Here is a 19,738-nt window from a genome sequence, read left to right on the forward strand (position 1 = left end):
TGTGACTACACAACGAGGGAGGCCGCAATCGTGGCCCCCGTCGATCCCCCGGGCGGCGACCCCGTGCAGGAGCCGACCGACGTCAAGTACTACCCGTCCGACGAGCCGGTGAGAGTTGGGCTTGAGCACTTCAACCGTGGAAGCTACGGGCTCGCTCAGCGCTATTTCAAGGACGCCGTCGAGAAATCGCCGAAGGACCTGACGGCCTGGATTGGGCTCGCTGCGAGCTATGATCGAATCCGTCGGTTCGATCTTGCGGACCAAGCTTACGCCCAAGCGATCCGGCTCGGAGGCGAAACCGTTCAAATCCTCAATGATCAGGGATATTCGTACATGCTGCGCGGCAATCTGAGTGCGGCGCGGCGAAAGTTTGAGAAGGCTTATTCGCTCGATCCGGGCAACCCGGTGATCGCCAACAACCTTGAGCTTCTCAATGGCAGCCGGCGGTTCATTGAAAGGCCGCCGAATAATCAGCCATAGCGTGTCAGTACTTGTACATTAGCACGCAACCAAATGTGGATTGATGCAGGCTTGACGAACGCCAGATATGTTTGTCGTGTCGGGTTGCAATAAGCGACATTGCTCTATCTTGTTGAAGAATCGTTCGATCAAGTTGCGTGCGCGATAAGATAAATTCTGAGACACGTCGGTCTTTGCGATTTTTCGGGCGGATGTTTCCCACGCGCCTTGCTGGCGGCAACTTGATCCAGTCCGCATCGTATCCACGATGCCCGAGCAATATCGTTTGTGGAAGCGCGGCGCTGGAGAACCGAACACAGTGTCATGCGCCTCACTGGGCGTGAGAGCGAGATGGACCGGCATGCCATGGTGTCGACCATCGGCGACCGCGTTGTCATCCGGTATCTTGACGCGGAGCCATCGCGACCGGAGTTTCTTATTATGAGTGACATAGCCGACGATCCCATGAACGGCTATCTGCTGCTCTCTTCTCCGCTTGGGCAGGCTCTGTCACAGGGATCGCCGGGAGACGAGCTCAACTTCCAGACAGGTGACCAAGAGCGCTCCGTGTTATTTGTCTCGCTGGAGACGGTGTCGGCGCAGGCGGCTCAATTGTCATACATCGATATCTGAAATGCTTCCATCTTCGCCGTTTTTCACAGGTGACCAGATCGGACGCAACGCTCTAGATACCGGGACACGCTGGCTGAGCCGAAGCTTGATGCTGCGGCGCGGCCATTGAGAACATTACCCGCTAACGACTACTGTACCGAAGGTCCCTTTGGCAGATCGAGTACTAGCAAATGGAGTCAGTGCTCCAACTGATAAGGTTTGGTCGCAAATGGAGTCAGTTGGCCGACTGATAAGGTAAGAGGTAAATCTGCGGTTTTGAGCTCACGGACCACCGGCCCGCGCGCGGGCGGCGCCCGGAACGTCGCGACCGGCACGGGCGACCCAGGCAGACGAACACGTCAACGTCCGCCTCTCTCCAAGGTGAGATCATTGTGTGCCGGCGGTACGACCCTGTGAGGAAAAAAGCATCCACTACCTTAAAGCCTCGCTCCATCGCGCACCTGACGGCCTGTTGGCGGGTCGAGACGATGGATGTCTGGTCCTCGGTGATCTCCAATTTTGAGCGGAAGCGCTCAAAGGACTCGCTGATCGTAAACGGCATCGGGATGACCAATTGGAAAGTGAGGAAGCATACACGGCGCAACGATGGAAGCTCAGGCCGAAGCTATACCGCACTCGACTCTTAGTACCATCGCGGTCTAATACGCGGCCATCGCCTCGGCTTTGCCAAAACGCCGTTCATAGTCCCTGATATAGGCTTCCGGCGAGGGCTCCAAATGACGGCGGGTCAGCGCCACCAGTTCATCCCGACGCGAGCCGCGAAGCGCCTTAATCATATCGAGATGATCGCGGCGGGCGCGATCGAGCGATTCCGGAAACGCGTTGGCAAACGACCTGATGCCGTAGACTTTCTGGGCCAGGAGATCGATGGTCTCGATCAGACAGGCGTTGCCGCAGAGACCGAACAGGACCTGGTGAAAACTGAGGTTGCTGTAGAAGACCGTGAGCAGGTCGCCCGCGGCAACGGCCGCGGTATGCCGCCGCTGTAGTTCCTCCAGCCGCTCGATGTCCTCTCGCGCGACCGGAAACGGAATGATGCGGACCGCCATCACCTCCAGTTCCTCGCGAACCGCATAAATTTCCTTGACTTCGAGCGGGGTGAGCCCGCGAACCATCGCGCCGCGATTTGGGATGCGCTCGATAAGGCCCTTTTTCTCGAGCTCGAACAGCGCCAATCTCACGTCACCACGGTGGGTCCTGAACAGGTCGCACAGATCCTGCTCGACCAGGCGCTCCCGCGGCTGCCGCCGCCCCAAGACGATATCCTCCTCGATACGCTTGGCGATGATGACAGCTGGCGCCACGTCGCGCGCTGGCGCAAGTGAAATCGGAGGTGATTTCGCCGTTCGGGCTCTTGCCCGTTTGCGTGGTTTTCCGGCCATTACAATCCCGCTTCGAGGAGGTCCCAGAACCTTCGTTTGCAATTACGATGATAATATTGAAAACAGTATTGTAAACAATTTTTAGCCGAGTTATGATCCAGCGGCAAAACAAAGCGAACAGGCAGCAACCTGCACTGCGATCGCGCGGGGAGGAACGGCATGGAAAGAGACCGCAAGGATTCTGCCCTCAAGACCAAGGCTGCCCGAAGTCAGCGCCTTTCGAAGCGGCAAAACCGCCGCCAGTTTCTCCTCAAGACCGGCGGCGTGCTGGCAGCCGGCGCCTTCGGCGCGGTGCCGCTGCGCGGCTGGGCCGCCGACCCCGTCAACATCGGCGCGCTCTATCCAACCACCGGCAGCATGGCGCAGATCGGCGTCGGCTGCATCGCCGCCGCCAAACTCGCAGTCGAGATGATCAACGAGGCCGGCGGCATCAAGTCGCTCGGCGGCGCCAAGCTCAACCTCATCATTTCCGACTTGCAGAGCGATACGACGGTGACGCGCACGGAGACGGACCGGCTGATCACCGGCAACAAGCTGTCGGCGATCCACGGCTGCTTTGCCAGCGCGCTGACCCTGATCGCGAGTGAAGTGTGCGAGCGCGCGAAAGTTCCGATCATCACCGGCTCGAGCTCCGACCAGCTCAACAAGAGCCGCAGCTATACGTTCACGCCGTTTGCCCGAGCCTCGCAATTCGCCAAAGCACAATTGCAAATGTCGAAACTCGTCGGCGACAAGCCGAAGGTCGCGGTGATCTTCGAGAATACCGCTTTCGGCACCTCGACTTCAAACGGCCTGAAGGAACTGGCGCCGGGCGAGGGTGTCGAGATCGTGATGTTCGAGCCCTACTCGGCCGGGTTCACCGATGCCTCGCCGCTTATCAACAAGGTCAAGGCGTCCGGCGCCAATGCGTTGTTCTCGGTCTCGTACCTGAACGATCTCATCCTGATCGTTCGGACCGTCAAACAGGTCGGCCTCAACGTCGCGATCAACGGTGGCTCGGGCGGCTTCGTCATTCCGGATTTCTACAAAAATGTCGGCACGCTCGCGGAGGGCCTGCAAGGAGTGGCACACTGGAACCACGACATGAGCGACGACGCACAGAAAGTGAACGCCGAATACAAGAAGCGCACAGGCGAATTCCTATTCGAATATGCCGGCGGCCTCGTGGCGCAGACATTCATGCTGGTCGACGCGCTGGAGCGCGCGGGCTCCCCCGATCCGCAAAAGGTTCGCGAAGCCCTGTCGACGCTCGATGTTTCCAAGGGTTTTGCCGCAATGGCACCCGGCGGAAAGGTCAAGTTCGGCCCCGACGGAAAGAATGTTTTCGGTCATCCGGTAGGCGTCCAGTGGCAGAACGGCGATCTCGCGAGCGTCTTCCCCGACGAAGACAAGCGCGCGGCGCTGGTGAAAACCTAAACGCCGGTAAATTTCGATGTGGGAGACACTGGCTCAGGCCGTCATCAACGGCCTGCTCATCGGCGGCATCTACGCGCTCGTCAGCATCGGCGTCACGCTGATCTTCGGCGTGGTCAAGATCGTCAATTTCGCCCAAGGCGAATTCGTGATGATCGGAATGTACATCTCGTTCTTTCTCGCCAACCAGTTCGGCATCGATCCTCTCGTATCGCTGATCGTGTCGATGCCGGTGCTGTTCGTGATCGGCGTCCTGATCCAGCACTTCCTGATCCGCAGGGTGCTGGGGCCAAATGACGTGCCGCAGATCTTCCTGACTTTTGCACTGTCGCTGCTACTGCTGAATCTTGCGCTGATGCTGTTTTCTGCGAACTATCGCACCGTTCACACCTCCTATTCGGACGAAGCGTTCCATATCGGTGGGCTTTATATTCCCATTGCTAAACTCATCGCCTTTCTGGTGGCGATGGGCTTAAGCGGCGCGCTCTGGGTCTTTCTGCACACCACTGATCTCGGCAAGGCGATGCGGGCGGCGTCGCAAAAACCAGACGTGGCGATGCTGATGGGCATCAATCCCAACCGGGTCTTTTGCGTCGCCCTCGGCATTGCCCTTGCATTGGCGGGCGCCGCCGGCTCGCTGCTGATGCCGTTCTACTCGGCCTATCCGTTTGTCGGACAGGTCTTTACGCTCATGGCCTTCGTCGCCGTCGTGCTGGGAGGCTTGGGAAATGTGATCGGCGCATTGGTCGCAAGTCTTATGATGGGGGTCGCAGAGTCGCTCGGGATTCAGTTCGTCGGCGCGGACTCCGGCTTGATCGTAGTGTTCGCAATGCTGCTTCTTACGCTGGCCCTAAAGCCGACCGGCCTTGGCGGCGGGAGAGCGCGATGACACGCCCCCGAAATCTGGTTTGGCTGGCGCTGGTCGCCGCGGTTCTCATTGCATTGCCGCAAGTCGTCAAGAGTTCGTTTGCGGTCGATATCTTCATCCGCATCCTGCTGTTTTCGTTCATCGGCGTCGCCTGGAACCTGATGGGCGGATACGCAAAGCAGCTTTCGCTCGGGCATGCTGCTTATTTCGGACTCGGCGCCTACACGTCGACCATCCTGCAGATCGATTTCGGCATCTCGCCCTGGATCGGCATGGTTGCTGGCGGCATCGTGGCGATGCTGGCAAGCCTGCCGATCGGGTGGCTGTGCTTTCGGCTGCGCGGCCCCTATTTCACCATCGCGACGATCGCAACGGCGCAGGCGCTGATGCTCATCTTCCTGAAGTTCCGCGATTTCGCCTGGGGCGCCGAGGGCACCACGATTCCGAACCTTGGCTCATCGCCGCTGATGATGCAGTTCGAGACCAAAGCCTCGTACTACTACGTGGTACTCGGCCTGCTCGTGCTCGGGCTTGCGATCACCTCTCTGATCGAGAGATCCTGGATGGGATACTACCTCGTCGCCATCGGCGAGGACGAAGACGCGGCTGAGGCGATCGGCGTCAATGCGCCAAAGATCAAGCGCGACATCTATCTGATCAGCGCGTTCCTCACCGCGCTCGCCGGCACGTTCTACACCCAGTACATCTACTTCATCGATCCCGCGACCGCGTTCAGCTTCAGCATCTCGATCGAGGCGGCATTGGTGTCGATCGTCGGCGGCATCGGAACGCTGTGGGGGCCCGTGATCGGCACCATCCTGCTGGAAACGACGTCGACCCTGCTGCAAAGCTGGCTTGGCAATTCGATCGGCGGCGTGCAGCTCACCGTCTACAGCCTGATCCTGATGGCGGTCATCCTTTGGCGGCCGAACGGGCTGATCGGGGTCGCGACCGAAGCGTACCAGCGCTATGTGCGCCGCAAGCCGGCGCAGGCGTAGGGACGCACCCGATGGCAGAAGCGCTGGTTATCAAAGGTCTCTGCAAGCGGTTCGGCGGCTTGCGCGCGGTGCAGGACGTCAACTTTTCGGTGCAGGAGAACGAGACCGTCGCGCTGATCGGGCCAAACGGCGCCGGCAAGACCACGAGCTTTCATCTCATCACGGGTTTCCATCGGCCCGACACCGGTTCGGTGCTGGCTTTCGGGAAGGAGGTCGTGGGTCTGAGGCCGCATGACATCTGCGCGCTCGGCCTCGCCCGCACGTTTCAGGTCGCAAAGCCGTTTGGCGCGATGACGGTGCTGGCGAACGTCATGACCGGCGCGTTCCTGCGCGACCGGCATGTCGCTGTGGCCCGCGAGAAGGCGCTCGAGGCGATCGAGTTCGTTGGTCTCGCGGCGAGGGAACAGACCGCGGCCAAGGACCTGACCACCATCGACCAGCGCCGGCTGGAGATGGCGCGCGCGTTGGCGACCGAGCCGCGGATTTTGCTGCTGGACGAGGTGATGGCCGGGCTCAATCCGGCCGAGATCGATCAGGCGGTAGCCCTGGTCAGAAAGCTGTCGCAGCGCGGCCTGACCATCGTGATCGTCGAGCACGTGATGCGCGCCATCATGGCGGTCGCCCGTCATATCGTCGTACTCGACCACGGCAAGAAGATCGCCGAGGGATCACCGAAAGAGATCGTGGAGAATCCAGAGGTGATCCGCGCTTATCTCGGCTCTAGCTATGTGCACGCACCGGCCGCAGGAGGCGCGCATGCTTGACCTCTCAGGCGTCAGCGCCAGCTACGGCTCGGTGCCGGCGATCAACAATATCAGCCTTGCAATCAGTGAAGGTGAAGCCGTCGGCCTGTTGGGCGCCAACGGCGCCGGCAAGAGCACGACACTGCGCGCTGTCTCGGGCTTGGTGAAGCTATCCGCCGGCAATGTCAGTTTTGACGGAATCGATCTCACGTCGCTGCCGCCGCACCGCATTCCGGAATTGGGAATTGCCCATGTCCCGGAGGGGCGACAGGTCTTTCCAGAAATGACAGTACAGGAGAATCTGGAAATCGGCGCTTACGTACCGAAGGCAAAAGCCGAACGTGCCCGCACGCTCGATCTGGTCTACGGCATTTTTCCGCGATTGGCCGATCGCAAGAAGCAGCTCGCCGGGACCATGAGCGGCGGCGAGCAGCAGATGCTGGCGGTCGGCCGCGGCTTGATGCTCAAGCCACGGCTGCTGATGCTTGACGAGCCCTCGCTGGGCCTGGCGCCCGTGATGACCGATGTGACCTTCGAAAAGATCGGCGAGATCCACAAAATGGGCACGGCGATCCTTCTGGTCGAGCAGAATGTCAGCCGTGCGTTGTCTCTGGTCCAGCGGGCCTATGTGCTGGAAAGCGGCAACGTGATCCTGCACGGCAGCAGCACCGAGCTCGCCAACAACAAGCAGGTGCAGGCGGCGTATTTGGGGATTTAGTTCGCGCTTGCTCCTTTGGAAAAATCCGGGCGCCACTTGATCGCCGAATTGAAGAAGCGCCTGATGAACGTGTCCAATTCCTGGTGCACGCTCGCAGTTCCAACGCGCGGGGAGGCGCCGCGGAGACCACACCTTACCTTCCCGCAGAGTACAGCGGCGCTCTTAACCGTCAGGCTTGCGAAAGCCGATAAGCGAAGGCTGTCGAGAATTCGACCTCAAGGGCGAACCGCGCCTATACAAGTGTTGAACTGAACTATGTAACATCATAGGTACGCTGACGTTCATTGGCCGAAAGTGGCATCGCCAGAAGAACCGTTACCGGCGAATTCGTCTTGTTGATCAGGCGCCGATGCTCGCCGGCGGAATGCGGCAAGAATCTCATTTCCCGAGCGAGAGCGTCTCATTCACTTTCACAAGAGCTTGCGACCATGACGAACATGAAATCGGCTCTCGCAGAGCAAGCCTATTCTCGACGTTCGGGAGCTCGAGGTTTCGTTTTTGCGCGAGGGGCGGTGGCGCTCGGTTGTGCGGAACGTCTCTTTCGATGTGAAAGAGCGCGAAACCGTCGCTGTCGTCGGCGCGTCCGGTTCGGGCAAGAGCGTCAGCTCGATGTCGATCATGGGGTTGATACCACAGTCGGTCGGCCGTGTGAGTGGGGCGGCGGTTCACAGATGACGAAGGGCACAATTGAGGCTGTCGGTGTCGAAAAGCTCGCCGCCGGGGCGCCGTTGCGCCGCATCGGCGACGAGGATGATCTAAAAGGCGCGGCAGTTCTCTTCGCCAGCGACGCCGGCAAACACATTATTGGACAGATCCTTGCCGTCGATGGCGGCCTGACTTCGGTGCTATCGTCTTCCTAAGGTTCGGCCGACTCTAGATGCGGACTCGCCTTCCGGTTCGTGACGATGCAGGGAGGTGCGAAAAGTCGCGAGGTACAGCCTACAGACGGCGGAAGGGTAATCGACAAAAACGGACGAAGTCATTTCTGGGTGCGAGATCGGATGAGACGGCCTTCATGAGCCACGCCGGACATGCTCCTGGGAGCCGCTAGTCATCCAGGAAAACACGAGCGACGATCCTTCGAGACTATTGGATAGCTCTCAGCATTCTATTGAAAATAATTCATCGCACAGGCCTCGAGCTGAGGACTATCATCTTTGGGTCTCCAACCAAGTTACGACGGGAGAAGATGGATGGTCATCACTGAAACGCTCGGTGCGCGCCGCCCGATTTGGGTTAGAAACCGATCGATAGACACTGTGGCGCGTAGCCTCGATGCGGCGATCCGTCTGAAGGATTGGGATTTAGAGTTTCACGATCATCCTGCGATATGGCGAGATTGAACTATGACAAATAAAGAAATTTGTATCGGGATCGTGGGCGCGGACACCAAGGCGAGCTGGGCGAAGGTGTCGCACGTTCCGGCGATCAATGGTCTTCCCGGCGTGAAGCTCGCGGCTGTGGCAACGCGCAAAGAGCAGAGTGCACGAGAGGCGGCTCAAGCTTTCGGTGCTGATCGCTGGTATTCCGATCCCCTCGCGATGATCCGCGATGAGCGGATTGATATCGTAACGGTTGCTGTCAACGTGCCGGCGCACCGGATACTCGTTCTGGCGGCGCTGGATGCTGGCAAAGCGGTCTATTGCGAGGCGCCTCTCGGATGCAGTGTGCCTGAAACGGAAGAGATGGTGCGGGCGGTGCGCTCTTCCCATACCGCAATCGGGTTGCAGGGCCGGCACAATCCAGCCGTGCGACGTGCTGCCGAGTTGGTCTCCGCGGGAAGGATCGGGCGTCCGCTAAGTGTCAGAATTGTCTTTCAAACCGTTGGATTCGGACCGGAAATGCCCGTCGGGCACGATTTTTTTAATAAGCGGTCCTCCGGCGCAAACCTGCTAACCATCAACGGAGGTCATACGCTAGATCTGGTGGAAGCGGTTCTGGGTCCGATCATCGAAGTGGAGGCTCGAACTCAGATTCGATGGCCCATCGTCAAGCTCAAAGAAACTGGAGCAAAGAGCGTACGTGAAACAGCCGATCTCGCCTTCATTGTAGGAAAGACGCGTTCCGGCGCTACATTCACGGCCGACGTCGAAGCAGGAGTACAGCCGGAGGACATTCGCTCCAGCTTCGAAGTCAAGGGTTCAGAGGGATGGCTCCGCCTGACCAGTAATCACCCCTACAGCTTCCAGGCCGGAAATCTCAAGTTGACGTCAAATGTCGCATTTGTTGAACCCGACCTGGCCGCGGTCTCCGGGGCCGTGGAAACGGCAATCAATGTGGGCGAGGTCTACGCCCTTCTCGCCCGCGATTTGCATGAAGGGACCTACAGGACTCCGGGATTTCAACAGGCACTTCACAACGCCCGGCTTATCGAGACTGTAATGCATTCCGCCGAACGAGGAGTGCGTCAGAAGGTTGATCGAGTTGCGGCTGCCGAGTGACTTGCACTGACCTCTCAACAGGCGTGTGCTCCTGCCGTTGCAATTACCTTCCAGCCATTCGTCCAGCCATGTGCGGCTATTGCGCGTTCGTTCTCCCTCACAGGAATTGTTGCCAAATGTTATGCTGGCCCGACAGGCTCGCGCTCCTCATCGATGGCTCCAATCTTCATGCGACAGCGAAGGCCTTTGATCTCAATGTCGAGCACGAGCGCCTGCTCGAGGAATTCCAGAGCTGGGGTAGCTTGGTGCGGGGCGTACCATGCTCCGGAAGGAGCAGAGCTGCTGAAGTACCGGAGAAATTCTGGCTGACCGCCATCCATGGATCAGCGGCCGAAAGCGGCGCATCCAAAGGTGTTGAGATACGAGATGTCTGTAGGTGGATTGATGAATTGTCTTCAGTAAAGGACGTACGGATATGAAATTCTCATTTAGGCGGGTTTACGTAAGGGTGATGCGCATGAATTCCCCGTCCAAAGGAGCTATCGGACGGTAGCCGCCGGCGAAGTGTCATGAGGTCCTTGCTAGTAGCAATTCCCATGCTGCTTATGGTGAGTTTCGGCGCTTGGGCCTTCTTAGTCTTGTTCATCTTGGAGCATTAGTGATGATCCACCGCAAGTTCGGCCGGCGCCGGGATGAGATGAACGACTATTGGAACGGCGGCGCGTGTGATGAGCGTGATGCGATCTGGCCATATTGGGTGATCGGTATCGCTGTCGTCGCGATCATCGCGGTCGGCATGTGGGGCGTGTAGCTATTGAAGCAAAATCAAACTTCTGGACCGTCAGAATGGGTTTTTCCGCGAGCGCCCGTTTGACGTTTCCTTGGGCGCGCGGACCATTTCGATAAACGCGCGCAGCGCGGCGGCCGGCTGCCTTCGGCTGTGATAATAGAGATAAACACCCTCAACGCACGGCGACCAGCTTTCGAGAACACGCACTAGTTGGCCGCTGCGCAGGAGAGGTTCGGCCAAGGCGTCTACGACATAGACGATCCCCAACCCGTCGAGCGCGGCGCGGATCGCGGTTTCAGGGTTGTTGACCGTCACGCTCCCGCGAACGGAAACGACCTTCTTGTTGCCGTTCCGTTCGAATCTCCAGCGAAAGATCTCGCCATCTCGTCCAAAGCGATACAGAACGCATTGGTGGGCAGCTAAATCGTCTGGCGTGCGGGGCACGGGCTGTTTCGCGAAATAGCCGGGACTCGCAACGACAGCCGCTTTCATCCGTCCGGTCACGCGGACCGCGATCATTTCCGGCGGCACGCGCTCGCGTACCGCGAGACCCGCGTCGAACCCGCCTGCAACGATATCGATCATCGGTCCGGATTCGACACAAAGCTCAAGATGCACATCGGGATAGGTCGATAGGAATCGTTGCCAGACCGGTGCGATTACCGCCGTCGCGGCCCAGTGTTGAGTGTAGATGCGCAGGCGACCGGAAGGACGATGACGCACCTCCTTCAATTCCTCCAGCGCGTCAGAGATTTGATCCATCCCGGGCCGTAGGCGTTCCAGCAGCTGAAGGCCGGTATCGGTGAGCGACACACTGCGAGTCGTTCGGTGCAAAAGCCTCACTCCGAGACGCTCCTCCAACTGCCGTACCGAATGGCTGAGGGCCGATGAGGTCACCCCAAGCTGGGCGGCCGCTGCGCGAAAGCTGAGATGATCGGCGATAGTGAGGAAGGTGTTCAGGTCTGCGAGGTCGCCGCGATTCATTGGTGAATTCCTCTCAGCGTCGTGTGGACTGATATGAGATTTTCATTTGACTGCCGCAAGTCAATGGTTGCGTGGAAGCTTTGTCGCGAGCCGGAGGTCATTTCGGGAATGAGCTTGTTCAGCGCAAGGGCACGACGCATGTCTAGAATAATCGCTGCTCTCCTTAGGTTGGGGCTGGCGGTTTTGGCGCCGCACGCTGCGTCGGCTCAGGGTGCGCCGGGTTCGCCAGCGGTCGGCGTGGTCGAGGTGGCCAAGCGGTCGATTACCGAGAAGACCGAGTTCCTCGGCCGCATCGAGGCGATCAATCGCGTCAACATCTTTGCCCGTGTGACGGCCTTCATGGAGAAGCGGCTCTTTACGGAAGGCTCCGAGGTTTCGGCCAACGACCAACTCTATCTGCTCGAGCGCGGACCGTTCCAGGCTGACCTTGACGCGAAGAGGGCACAAGTAGCGCAACTTGAGGCTACCCTTGCCAATGCAAAACTGATGGCGGAGCGTCAGCGCATTCTGCTCAGCGGCCCCGCCGGGGTGCAGGCGAACTATGACACAGCGATCTCAAATCAGAAGAGCCTGGAAGCCCAGGTAAAAGCGGCGGAGGCCCAGGTCAACCTCTCCCGGATCAACCTCGATTATACCGATATCCGTTCGCCGATCGATGGAAAGGTCGGACGCACTGCGGTCACTGAGGGCAACGTCGTGAGTCCCAACACGGGATCGCTGACGACCATCGTCAGCCAGGATCCGATGTATGTGACGTTTCCAATCTCGGTGAGACAGGCACTGGTGTTGCGTGAGCGATATGGTGCTAAAGGCGTTCGCGACGCTGTCGTCGTTGTTCTAAGACTTCCGGACGGCCGGATCTACGGCCAAGCCGGGCATCTCGACTTCGAGAGTAACTCCATCAGTCAGGGCACTGACACCCTGCTGTTGCGTGGCACAATTCCCAATCCCCTGCTTTACTCGGGCTCCAGCCCGGTCCGCGAACTTACGGATGGCGAACTGGTGACCGTCGTGCTGGAGGGCGCGCAGCCGATAGAAGTTCCAGCGATCCCTCGTGCGGCTGTGCTGTCGGACCAGCAGGGCAATTACGTCCTCCTCGTCGGCGCCGAGAACAAGGTCGAACAGCGCCGGATCCGGATTGGTCAATCCACAACAACCGTTGCATCAGTCGTGTCCGGCTTGTCGATTGGCGACAAAGTGATTGTCGAGGGGATTCAGCGGACGGGGCCGGGACAAGTCGTTACGCCGGGTCCGGCCAGTGCTGGAATCGAGGCCGCCATGAATCGAGCGGAGAGGGACGGCCCGGCACAGGGCGCATCGCAGATTGGCAACACGAGTACGGCACAGCGCGCCGCGACGCCGAATGGCGGGTGATTGATCATGATATCTTCGGTTTTCGTCGATCGACCTCGGCTGGCGATCGTGATCGCATTCGTCATGACGATCGCGGGCCTCCTGGCGCTGACCCAGATTCCGGTCGCGCAATTCCCAGACATTGTGCCGCCCCAGGTGACCGTCACCGCCACATACCCCGGTGCCTCCGCCTCGGTGGTAGAAGGGAGCGTGGCGCAGCCGCTTGAGGCGCAGGTGATTGGCGTCGACAAGATGCTTTACATGAAGTCGACGAGCGGGGACGACGGGTCCTACACCCTGACCACGAGCTTTGCGCTCGATACCAATCCCGACATCAATACGGTGAACGTCAACAACCGCGTGCAGGCGGCGCTGGCGCAATTGCCGCCGGAGGTTCAGCTTCAGGGTGTCACCGTTCAAAAAAAATCGTCAGCAATTCTTCAGTTCATCGTCCTCTACAGTGACACGGGCACGCAGGATCCGGTGTTCATCACCAACTATGCCATAGTCAATATTCTGGACGCGATTTCGCGCACCCCCGGGGTTGGTCAGGCGACGCTATTTGCGAAGATGAACTATTCGATGAGGATCTGGTTTGATACGCAGCGGCTGACCAGCCTCAATCTCGCGCCATCGGACGTCGTCAATGCGATTCGTGCCCAGAGCGTGCAGGCTCCTATCGGACGGATCGGCGCCCGTCCGACCGACGACAACCAGCAATTCCAATTGAATCTCCAGACGCAGGGACGACTGGCGACGCCGGAGGAATTCGGCAAGATCGTCTTGCGTGCAAACCAGGACGGCTCGTTGCTGCGTGTGAGTGACGTCGCCCGCGTTGAGATCGGCGCACAAAATCTCGACAGCGAATCGCGTATCGATGGCCGGCCCGGTGTCGGCATCGGCATCTATCTCGCCCCGGGCGCCAACGCGGTGGCGACCGCCGCCGCTGTCCAACGAACGCTAAAGGCGGCCTCGGCCCGTTTTCCGGCCGGCCTCAACTATCTTGTCCAATTTGACACCACCACCTTCGTGACCGACACCATCAAGGAGGTGCTGCGAACCCTAGCCGAGGCGTTCGTTTTGGTTGTCGTCGTGGTCTTCCTGTTTCTTGGCAACCTGCGTGCGACCATCATCCCAACCGTCGCTGTTCCCGTCAGTCTGATCGGAACCTTCGCCGTTCTGCGGGTCATTGGTTACTCAGCGAACACGGTGTCGCTGCTTGCAATGGTGCTGGCGATCGGCATCGTGGTGGATGATGCGATCGTCGTGGTCGAAAACGTCGAGCGTGTCCTTGAAGAAGAGCCGGACCTCTCGCCGGCGGAAGCAACCAAGAGAGCGATGGCGCAGATCACCGCGCCCATCATTGCGATTACGCTGGTGCTGCTGTCGGTCTTCGTGCCGATCGCGTTCATTCCGGGAATTTCAGGTACGCTATTTCGTCAGTTCGCGGTCACCATCAGCGCGGCGATGCTGATCTCAGCGGTTAATGCACTGACCTTATCGCCGGCCCTCTGCGGGGTGTTCCTGCGGCACACGGGGCCGCGTCGCGGCGTCATGGCCAAGATCCTCACCGGGATCGATTGGACCCGAGATCGTTATGCCGGCGGCGTGCGCCGGTTGTTGCGAATGTCCATTCTCTCATTGGTCGCTGTCGCTGTTTTCGCCGGCGGTATCTACGGTGTCTCGCGAATCGTGCCTACCGGGTTCCTGCCGGAGGAGGACCAGGGTGCCTTTTTTGTGATGGTCCAGTTGCCCGATGGAGCATCAGTCGCGCGCACAGGCGAGGTGACCAAACACGTCGAGGACATCTTGAAAGGTTTGCCGGCGATCGAGCATACGATGTCGATCATTGGCTACTCGCTCCTTGACGGCGGTAACCTTCCGAACAACGCGTTTTTGGTTGTGCGACTAAAGCCATTTGAGGATCGGACTGCCACAGCGGCATCAGCGCAAGCACTGATTCGCAAGACGTTCGCAGAAGGAGCGAAGGTTCGCGAGGCCAATGTCGTGGCATTCAACTTTCCGCCTATCATCGGCCTTTCCGTCGGCGGCGGCTTTGAATACGTACTCGAGGCCCTGGAGGGGCAGGAGCCAGCGTCAATCAATAGCGTCATGGGCGGCCTCATTGGCGCAGCCAATCGGGATCCCCTGCTGGCGCGGGTGTTCTCGACCTTCACAGCCACGACACCCTCGATTTATCTCGATATCGATCGCGGCAAGGCGCAGGCGCTCGGCCTCAACATGAACGACGTTTTCACGGCGTTGCAGGCCGCGTTCGGCGGCATCTATGTCAACAATTTCAACATGCTCGGCCGAACCTGGCAGGTCAACGTCCAGGGCGAGGCGGCAAATCGCAACGATATCCCCGATCTCTGGCAGATCTACGTCCGCAACGACCGGAAGGAGATGGTACCGCTGCAGTCAATCGCCAATATACGCTTCGAGCGCGGGCCGCAGGTCATCACGCGGTACAACAACTACCGTGCCATCACGATCAACGGCGGGCCTGCATCGGGTGTTTCGTCGGGCACCGCTCTGCAGGCCATGCAGCAGGTGTCCGATAGCACCTTGCCGGCGGGCTATAACTTCGAATGGACCGGCACCGCTTATCAGGAGAAGGCCGCGTCCGGCCAGACGGGTATGATCCTTTCACTGGCGGTCCTGTTCGCGTACCTGTTCCTGGTGGCGCTCTACGAGAGCTGGACAATTCCGATTCCTGTTCTTCTTTCCGTTGTCGTCGGTGTGTTCGGCTCGCTCATCGCCATCAAGATGGCCGGGCTCAGCCTCGATCTCTATGGTCAGATCGGCTTGGTCGTTCTGATCGCGCTCGCAGCCAAGAATGGCATTCTGATCGTCGAGTTTGCCAAGGAGCAACGGGAATCCGGAGTGGACATCGAAAAGGCAGCCGTCTTGGGCGCTCAGATGCGCTTTCGGGCCGTGATGATGACGTCGGCCGCCTTCATTCTTGGTCTGGTACCGCTGGTCGTGGCAACCGGCGCCGCGCAGATCAGCCGCCGCGCGGTCGGGACCGCCGTATTCGGCGGTATGATCGCTGCGAGCTCGATCGGCATCTTCATCGTGCCGATGCTCTATTCGACATTTCAGCGCCTCCGCGAGCATATCAAGGAACGATTTGGCCGCCAGTCAGCGGCGCGCAACGCGCCGAGGCATCGAGCATGAGAAACATAATGGCGTCGCCGCACTCCCGACAAACAACGCGAAAGCTCATGCCAGAGGATTCCAGTAGGCTGCAATTCTTGCTCTACGACGTCGCGCGCCTGCTGCACCAGCGCTTTGAGTCGAAAGCACGCGGATTGCACCTGACCAGAACTCAGTGTCAGGCGCTCCTATGCCTCAACCGGAACGAGGGCATCAATCAAACCCTCCTGGCGCAGCTACTCGGTGTAAAGCCGATCACCCTTGTGCGGCTGATCGACAGGCTGCAAGGCATGGGACTGATCGAGCGACATCCCGCCCCATCCGATCGGAGGGTTTGGCTGCTCACCTTGACGCCGGCTGCGCGAGCTAAGGTGGCGCACGTCCGCGAATTGGACGATGTCGCCCGCAGCGAAGCACTGGCGGGACTAGCGCCAGCAGAGATCGAGCAGCTCGTCCAGGCGCTCCAAACCGTAAAAGCGAACCTGAATACGCGCGAATCGCCTGTGGTCGAGCAAAGAGAGGCGAGCTATGGCTAAATCCAAACGAATGGACCCAAACGAGTTTCCCAACCGTCCTGGAGACAGACGGACTCTGTTGCCACACCTCATTCCATCAGAAGCAAAGCACAGGAGTAGCCGACCTTTGAACACGGCCGTCAAAGCGGCCAATCAACATCTGGGCGTCGTGACTCCATTTAGGGCACGAACGATCACATGATTGTCTTCCGCCAAGGACGTAACGGGGGCGGTAGGCTTTCTCTAGAGCGTACCGGCGGACTCGAAGAGCGAATTCTGGACGCCCGCAAAGAAGGTGTTTTTCGAGCGAGGCTAGGCGAGCAGGATCGAAGCAGTCCGAGCCATTGCCAGTCTCTCCGCCGCGCCGCTGGTGTTCCGGTTAGCCAACAGCTGAGAATTCCTGTGCCCGCCGGCACCGGGCTGACCGCGCGGCATCGCAATTGTTGAATTTCGCTCAATGCCGCATCAACAAAACGACGCTACCTCTTTCTCGGTGAATTGATAAATGTCCTAAGTCCGCGTCAGCGCTGTGACAGTCATCGACGAGTTCAAAATTATCGATCAGAAAGAGTTGGAGATTTCGATGCGTCTTCCGGTCCTCTCTCCCACGGCTCTCAGAGACGAGCAGAAGCTACTCTACGAAGACATGCGGAAAGGCATCAAATCGCATTTCGGAGGGTTCGAGAGTGTGCGCTCCGACGGAGCGCTACTCGGCCCCTGGAATCCTTGGCTGCACGAACCAAAGTTCGGCAAGCCAATTTGGGAGTTGGTAAAGACGATCGTTGCAAATCCGTCTCTGGCGTCCCCCGTCCGGGAGGTCGCCATCTTGGTAACGGGTGCGCATTTCCGTTCCGCCTATGAACTTTACGCGCACGTTCTGATAGCTGAACAGCGGCGGCTTTCAGACGAAAAGCTTTCAACCATCATTGCGGGACAACGGCCGACAGACCTCACCGGACCCGAAGGGGTAGTATACTATTTTGCTTCGGCGCTGGTCAACGGTGGGGTCCTTCCGGAGCTGACTTACAGAGCCGCGGTAAAGGAGTTCGGTGCCAACGGCACTGCAGAACTGTCGTACCTCGTCGGCCTGTACTGCATGGTTTCAATCACCCTGAATACCTTCGACGTGCCAGTACCAGATTGACCAGGGTCCGAGCAGTGCTTGCCCGCGGAGGGCGTCGTCATGATTCCGCATTTTCGTCCCCTGATCGAGCAGGTGAAACGGTTCTTACATGGTGCGGGCGAGAGGCAGGCCCTCGATCGTGAATCGTTTTTAAGCGACGAATTTCCTGTAGTCGCGGTGGGCAATGTCATCGTCGGTAGGGGCGGAAAATTGATCGCCACTCTTCCGACCCCTGCCATGGCGGACGACCTGGTGCAGCGGCTGAACGAAGGCGAGTGGCACCGTCAGGAGGAGCTTTGGGCGCTCTAGTCTGATGAATCTCACCCGAGAGTCGTGCCCGAACAGCATGGAGCAGCCATGAACGTCCACGAAACAGAGCTCGGAGCTAAGCACGTCCCAACTCACATCAGATCCGCCAGGGCCAACAACGACCTCGTTCGGTTGTTTCGATAAATGATCTCTACGACTAGAGCGCGTAGCCGATGAGAGTAATTCACTAATGGTTCGCAGGACGTTGCATTCCCTGGCGGAGAAGATCTCTAAGCGGGTCTCTACAAATCGCTCATCTTGCGACTGCTAAGCTATCCGCCCCAGTTCTGCGACTGATAAGAGTTTTACAAACGGAGTCAGTTGGCGGACTGATAAGGTTTCATACGAAATGGAGTCAGTTGGCGGACTGATAAGGAAATTGCCGAAAGCTTAGCAGTACTGCGGCTGTCTAGCGCAAAGTGGAAAATACGGGTCCCGACTGATTGGCGGATCACCGCTCCTCCACGCCACAACGCTACGCGCTTGAAATTTCGGTGCTTCTCGAAAGAATTAATGGGGCGTCTTATCGAAGCTACGGTCGCAAGCTACGTTTCGCAAGGTTAGCCTCGCCGACGCTGCCGCGGCGCACCGCCTCTTATTCCGCGCCCTTCCTACCTTGAATTCCCCATCGGTATCCGAGACAGTAGCAATGCGAGTTCGGACTGCCTTGATGTCGCGGTCTTGCCGAAGATGGATTTGAGCCGGCTGCGCAGTGTTTCTTTCGAGACGCCGCTCTGGGCCGCGATCTCCAGCAATGTTTTGCCCAAGGCAATGTCAGCGGCGAGCTTGGCTTCAGCGGGGCTGAAACCGAAAGCCTGTTGCAAGGCGATGACGCTCGGGCGGGGCGCTTCCGCATTGAGATCCACGACCGAGATCACCGCGGCGACCATGTGGAACACGTCCCGCGCGTTGCCGACGACGGGGATGATGGTCGCGATCAGGGGGCGGGCCGAATATCGCCTTGGCAGTACAATCGGCTTGCAGGGCTCTGCGAGACCCGTATTCCGCCTGATCGCAGATCGGACCGCTTGTCCGAGCTTTTGGTTGGCGTCCGGATGCCAGGAGGCCATGCGGCGCTCTTTGACGGCGAGCGCGCCTCGGACGGTCTGCTCGAAGCTTGGGCTCGCATGCAGGACGGTGCCGTCATAGCCAAGGAGGGCGATCGGTTGCCCGCTCAGGGCGAACGCATCCGCCAGCCTTTGCGAGGACACCAGCCCCACCCGAACCATGTGATGGCCGATGTTCTGAAGCTGGCCGGCGAGCGCATTGATGTTCTCGATTTCCTCGCGACTATAGGGCTCCTGGTCGGCGCGGCGGATGATGGAGGTCGATAGCTTGGACACGCCTTCCTTTGCGAGGATGACGCCCGCGAACGATGAAAAGCCTGTGCGCATGAAAAAATCCTGATGAAAAAGATCCCGCCTGAGTTCTTCCGGCGTAAAGCAGTCTTGTTCGGTCAGTACGCCCTTCCAGCCTCGGAATATCAGGTCCATTCCGCGGGCACGGTGCGAGTTGAGCTCCGGTGCCTGCCATTTCCGCCTGAAGCCATCGTGCAACTCATCGATGCCTTCCGAGCCGACTGTGCCCAGAGTCAGAAGGCCTTCTGAAAGATGCAGTGCAGCGCCCCCTGCGCCGCACGCCTCTGACAGCTTGTGGAGGGCGTGCGGCAACAGCTCGGGCAGAAGCGCCGCTTCGAGGAACCGATCGACAACCGAGGCAAATTCCGCGGTGCGCACCGCGCTCATTGCCAGCCCCCTCCCAAATCAACGAGTGCAATATCAATCGGGAAAATTGAGCAGGATCGCGGGGACGAGGCAACCCCTCCAAAGGAGGGGATTTCAAAAAAAGTTCGGGATTGGTTGCTCCGCAGCATGTCAACCCGCGGCCCAAGGAGATTGCCGGAAACCTTA

General features: G+C 59.1%; 21 protein-coding genes. 17 read left to right on the forward strand and 4 right to left on the reverse strand.

Annotated features, from left to right (window positions below; translation table 11 throughout):
- Window positions 1-30: 30 nt before the first annotated feature.
- Window positions 31-480, forward strand: coding sequence for a tetratricopeptide repeat protein (locus tag ACP2YP_RS11780; protein ID WP_426424290.1), 450 nt, complete (start codon window positions 31-33; stop codon window positions 478-480).
- 330 nt (window positions 481-810) lie between these two features.
- Window positions 811-1,092 (forward strand): hypothetical protein, encoded by a 282-nt coding sequence (locus tag ACP2YP_RS11785; RefSeq protein WP_426424292.1) that lies wholly within the window; start codon window positions 811-813, stop codon window positions 1,090-1,092.
- 214 nt (window positions 1,093-1,306) lie between these two features.
- Here the strand turns inward: ACP2YP_RS11785 and ACP2YP_RS11790 are convergent, their stop codons facing one another.
- Together ACP2YP_RS11790 and ACP2YP_RS11795 are read right to left on the reverse strand one after the other, a co-directional pair.
- Window positions 1,307-1,633, reverse strand: a complete 327-nt coding sequence (locus ACP2YP_RS11790) for an SMODS domain-containing nucleotidyltransferase (protein ID WP_426424293.1) — start codon at window positions 1,631-1,633, stop codon at window positions 1,307-1,309.
- A gap of 97 nt (window positions 1,634-1,730) precedes the next feature.
- Window positions 1,731-2,396 carry a GntR family transcriptional regulator gene (locus tag ACP2YP_RS11795; RefSeq protein WP_426424294.1) on the reverse strand — a complete coding sequence of 222 codons (666 nt, stop codon included), beginning with the start codon at window positions 2,394-2,396 and terminating at the stop codon, window positions 1,731-1,733.
- 237 nt (window positions 2,397-2,633) lie between these two features.
- Here ACP2YP_RS11795 and ACP2YP_RS11800 point away from each other — a divergent pair, with 237 nt between their 5' ends.
- From ACP2YP_RS11800 to ACP2YP_RS11845, 10 genes are all read left to right on the forward strand, one after another.
- A complete protein-coding gene (locus ACP2YP_RS11800) occupies window positions 2,634-3,890 on the forward strand; it encodes an ABC transporter substrate-binding protein (RefSeq protein WP_426424295.1) in 1,257 nt (418 codons plus the stop codon).
- A 16-nt stretch (window positions 3,891-3,906) separates the two neighbouring features.
- Window positions 3,907-4,776: a branched-chain amino acid ABC transporter permease gene (locus tag ACP2YP_RS11805; RefSeq protein WP_426424296.1), complete on the forward strand. Its 870-nt coding sequence runs from the start codon at window positions 3,907-3,909 to the stop codon at window positions 4,774-4,776.
- Window positions 4,773-5,753 carry a branched-chain amino acid ABC transporter permease gene (locus ACP2YP_RS11810; RefSeq protein WP_426424297.1) on the forward strand — a complete coding sequence of 327 codons (981 nt, stop codon included), beginning with the start codon at window positions 4,773-4,775 and terminating at the stop codon, window positions 5,751-5,753. The genes ACP2YP_RS11805 and ACP2YP_RS11810 overlap by 4 nt, the downstream gene beginning before the upstream one ends.
- An 11-nt stretch (window positions 5,754-5,764) precedes the next feature.
- Window positions 5,765-6,517: an ABC transporter ATP-binding protein gene (locus tag ACP2YP_RS11815; RefSeq protein ID WP_426424298.1), complete on the forward strand. Its 753-nt coding sequence runs from the start codon at window positions 5,765-5,767 to the stop codon at window positions 6,515-6,517.
- Entirely contained in the window at window positions 6,510-7,214 is a 705-nt protein-coding gene (locus ACP2YP_RS11820) for an ABC transporter ATP-binding protein (protein WP_426424299.1), read from the forward strand. Before ACP2YP_RS11815 ends, ACP2YP_RS11820 begins: the two co-directional genes overlap by 8 nt.
- Before the next feature lie 546 nt (window positions 7,215-7,760).
- Window positions 7,761-7,889, forward strand: coding sequence for an ATP-binding cassette domain-containing protein (locus ACP2YP_RS11825; RefSeq protein WP_426426113.1), 129 nt, complete (start codon window positions 7,761-7,763; stop codon window positions 7,887-7,889).
- Complete coding sequence (locus ACP2YP_RS11830; RefSeq protein WP_426424300.1) at window positions 7,886-8,074, forward strand: SDR family oxidoreductase; 189 nt, start codon at window positions 7,886-7,888, stop codon at window positions 8,072-8,074. The genes ACP2YP_RS11825 and ACP2YP_RS11830 overlap by 4 nt, the downstream gene beginning before the upstream one ends.
- Window positions 8,075-8,407: 333 nt before the next feature.
- Window positions 8,408-8,557, forward strand: coding sequence for a hypothetical protein (locus tag ACP2YP_RS11835; protein WP_426424302.1), 150 nt, complete (start codon window positions 8,408-8,410; stop codon window positions 8,555-8,557).
- Between the two features lie 3 nt (window positions 8,558-8,560).
- On the forward strand, window positions 8,561-9,655 hold the full coding sequence (locus ACP2YP_RS11840; RefSeq protein ID WP_426424304.1) for a Gfo/Idh/MocA family protein: 1,095 nt from the start codon (window positions 8,561-8,563) through the stop codon (window positions 9,653-9,655).
- A 601-nt stretch (window positions 9,656-10,256) separates the two neighbouring features.
- The gene (locus ACP2YP_RS11845) at window positions 10,257-10,406 is read left to right on the forward strand and encodes a hypothetical protein (protein WP_426424305.1); all 150 of its coding nucleotides are present in this window, start codon (window positions 10,257-10,259) and stop codon (window positions 10,404-10,406) included.
- 30 nt (window positions 10,407-10,436) lie between these two features.
- Here the strand turns inward: ACP2YP_RS11845 and ACP2YP_RS11850 are convergent, their stop codons facing one another.
- Entirely contained in the window at window positions 10,437-11,369 is a 933-nt protein-coding gene (locus ACP2YP_RS11850; protein ID WP_426424306.1) for a LysR family transcriptional regulator, read from the reverse strand.
- Between the two features lie 138 nt (window positions 11,370-11,507).
- On the opposite strand from ACP2YP_RS11850, the gene ACP2YP_RS11855 reads away from it, so the two are divergent.
- The 5 genes from ACP2YP_RS11855 (at window position 11,508) to ACP2YP_RS11875 (ending at window position 17,828) form a co-directional block, all read left to right on the forward strand.
- Window positions 11,508-12,743 carry an efflux RND transporter periplasmic adaptor subunit gene (locus tag ACP2YP_RS11855; protein ID WP_426426114.1) on the forward strand — a complete coding sequence of 412 codons (1,236 nt, stop codon included), beginning with the start codon at window positions 11,508-11,510 and terminating at the stop codon, window positions 12,741-12,743.
- 6 nt (window positions 12,744-12,749) lie between these two features.
- Entirely contained in the window at window positions 12,750-15,902 is a 3,153-nt protein-coding gene (locus tag ACP2YP_RS11860; RefSeq protein WP_426426115.1) for an efflux RND transporter permease subunit, read from the forward strand.
- A 77-nt stretch (window positions 15,903-15,979) separates the two neighbouring features.
- The gene (locus ACP2YP_RS11865) at window positions 15,980-16,417 is read left to right on the forward strand and encodes a MarR family winged helix-turn-helix transcriptional regulator (protein WP_426424307.1); all 438 of its coding nucleotides are present in this window, start codon (window positions 15,980-15,982) and stop codon (window positions 16,415-16,417) included.
- A 562-nt stretch (window positions 16,418-16,979) separates the two neighbouring features.
- Window positions 16,980-17,540 (forward strand): carboxymuconolactone decarboxylase family protein, encoded by a 561-nt coding sequence (locus tag ACP2YP_RS11870; protein ID WP_426426116.1) that lies wholly within the window; start codon window positions 16,980-16,982, stop codon window positions 17,538-17,540.
- 39 nt (window positions 17,541-17,579) lie between these two features.
- Window positions 17,580-17,828, forward strand: coding sequence for a hypothetical protein (locus ACP2YP_RS11875; RefSeq protein ID WP_426424308.1), 249 nt, complete (start codon window positions 17,580-17,582; stop codon window positions 17,826-17,828).
- Between the two features lie 611 nt (window positions 17,829-18,439).
- Here the strand turns inward: ACP2YP_RS11875 and ACP2YP_RS11880 are convergent.
- A complete protein-coding gene (locus ACP2YP_RS11880; RefSeq protein WP_426424309.1) occupies window positions 18,440-19,573 on the reverse strand; it encodes a helix-turn-helix transcriptional regulator in 1,134 nt (377 codons plus the stop codon).
- Between the last annotated feature and the right edge of the window lie 165 nt (window positions 19,574-19,738).

The sequence above is a fragment of the Bradyrhizobium genosp. A genome, assembly GCF_049949275.1.
In the GTDB taxonomy this organism is placed as follows: Bacteria; Pseudomonadota; Alphaproteobacteria; order Rhizobiales; family Xanthobacteraceae; genus Bradyrhizobium.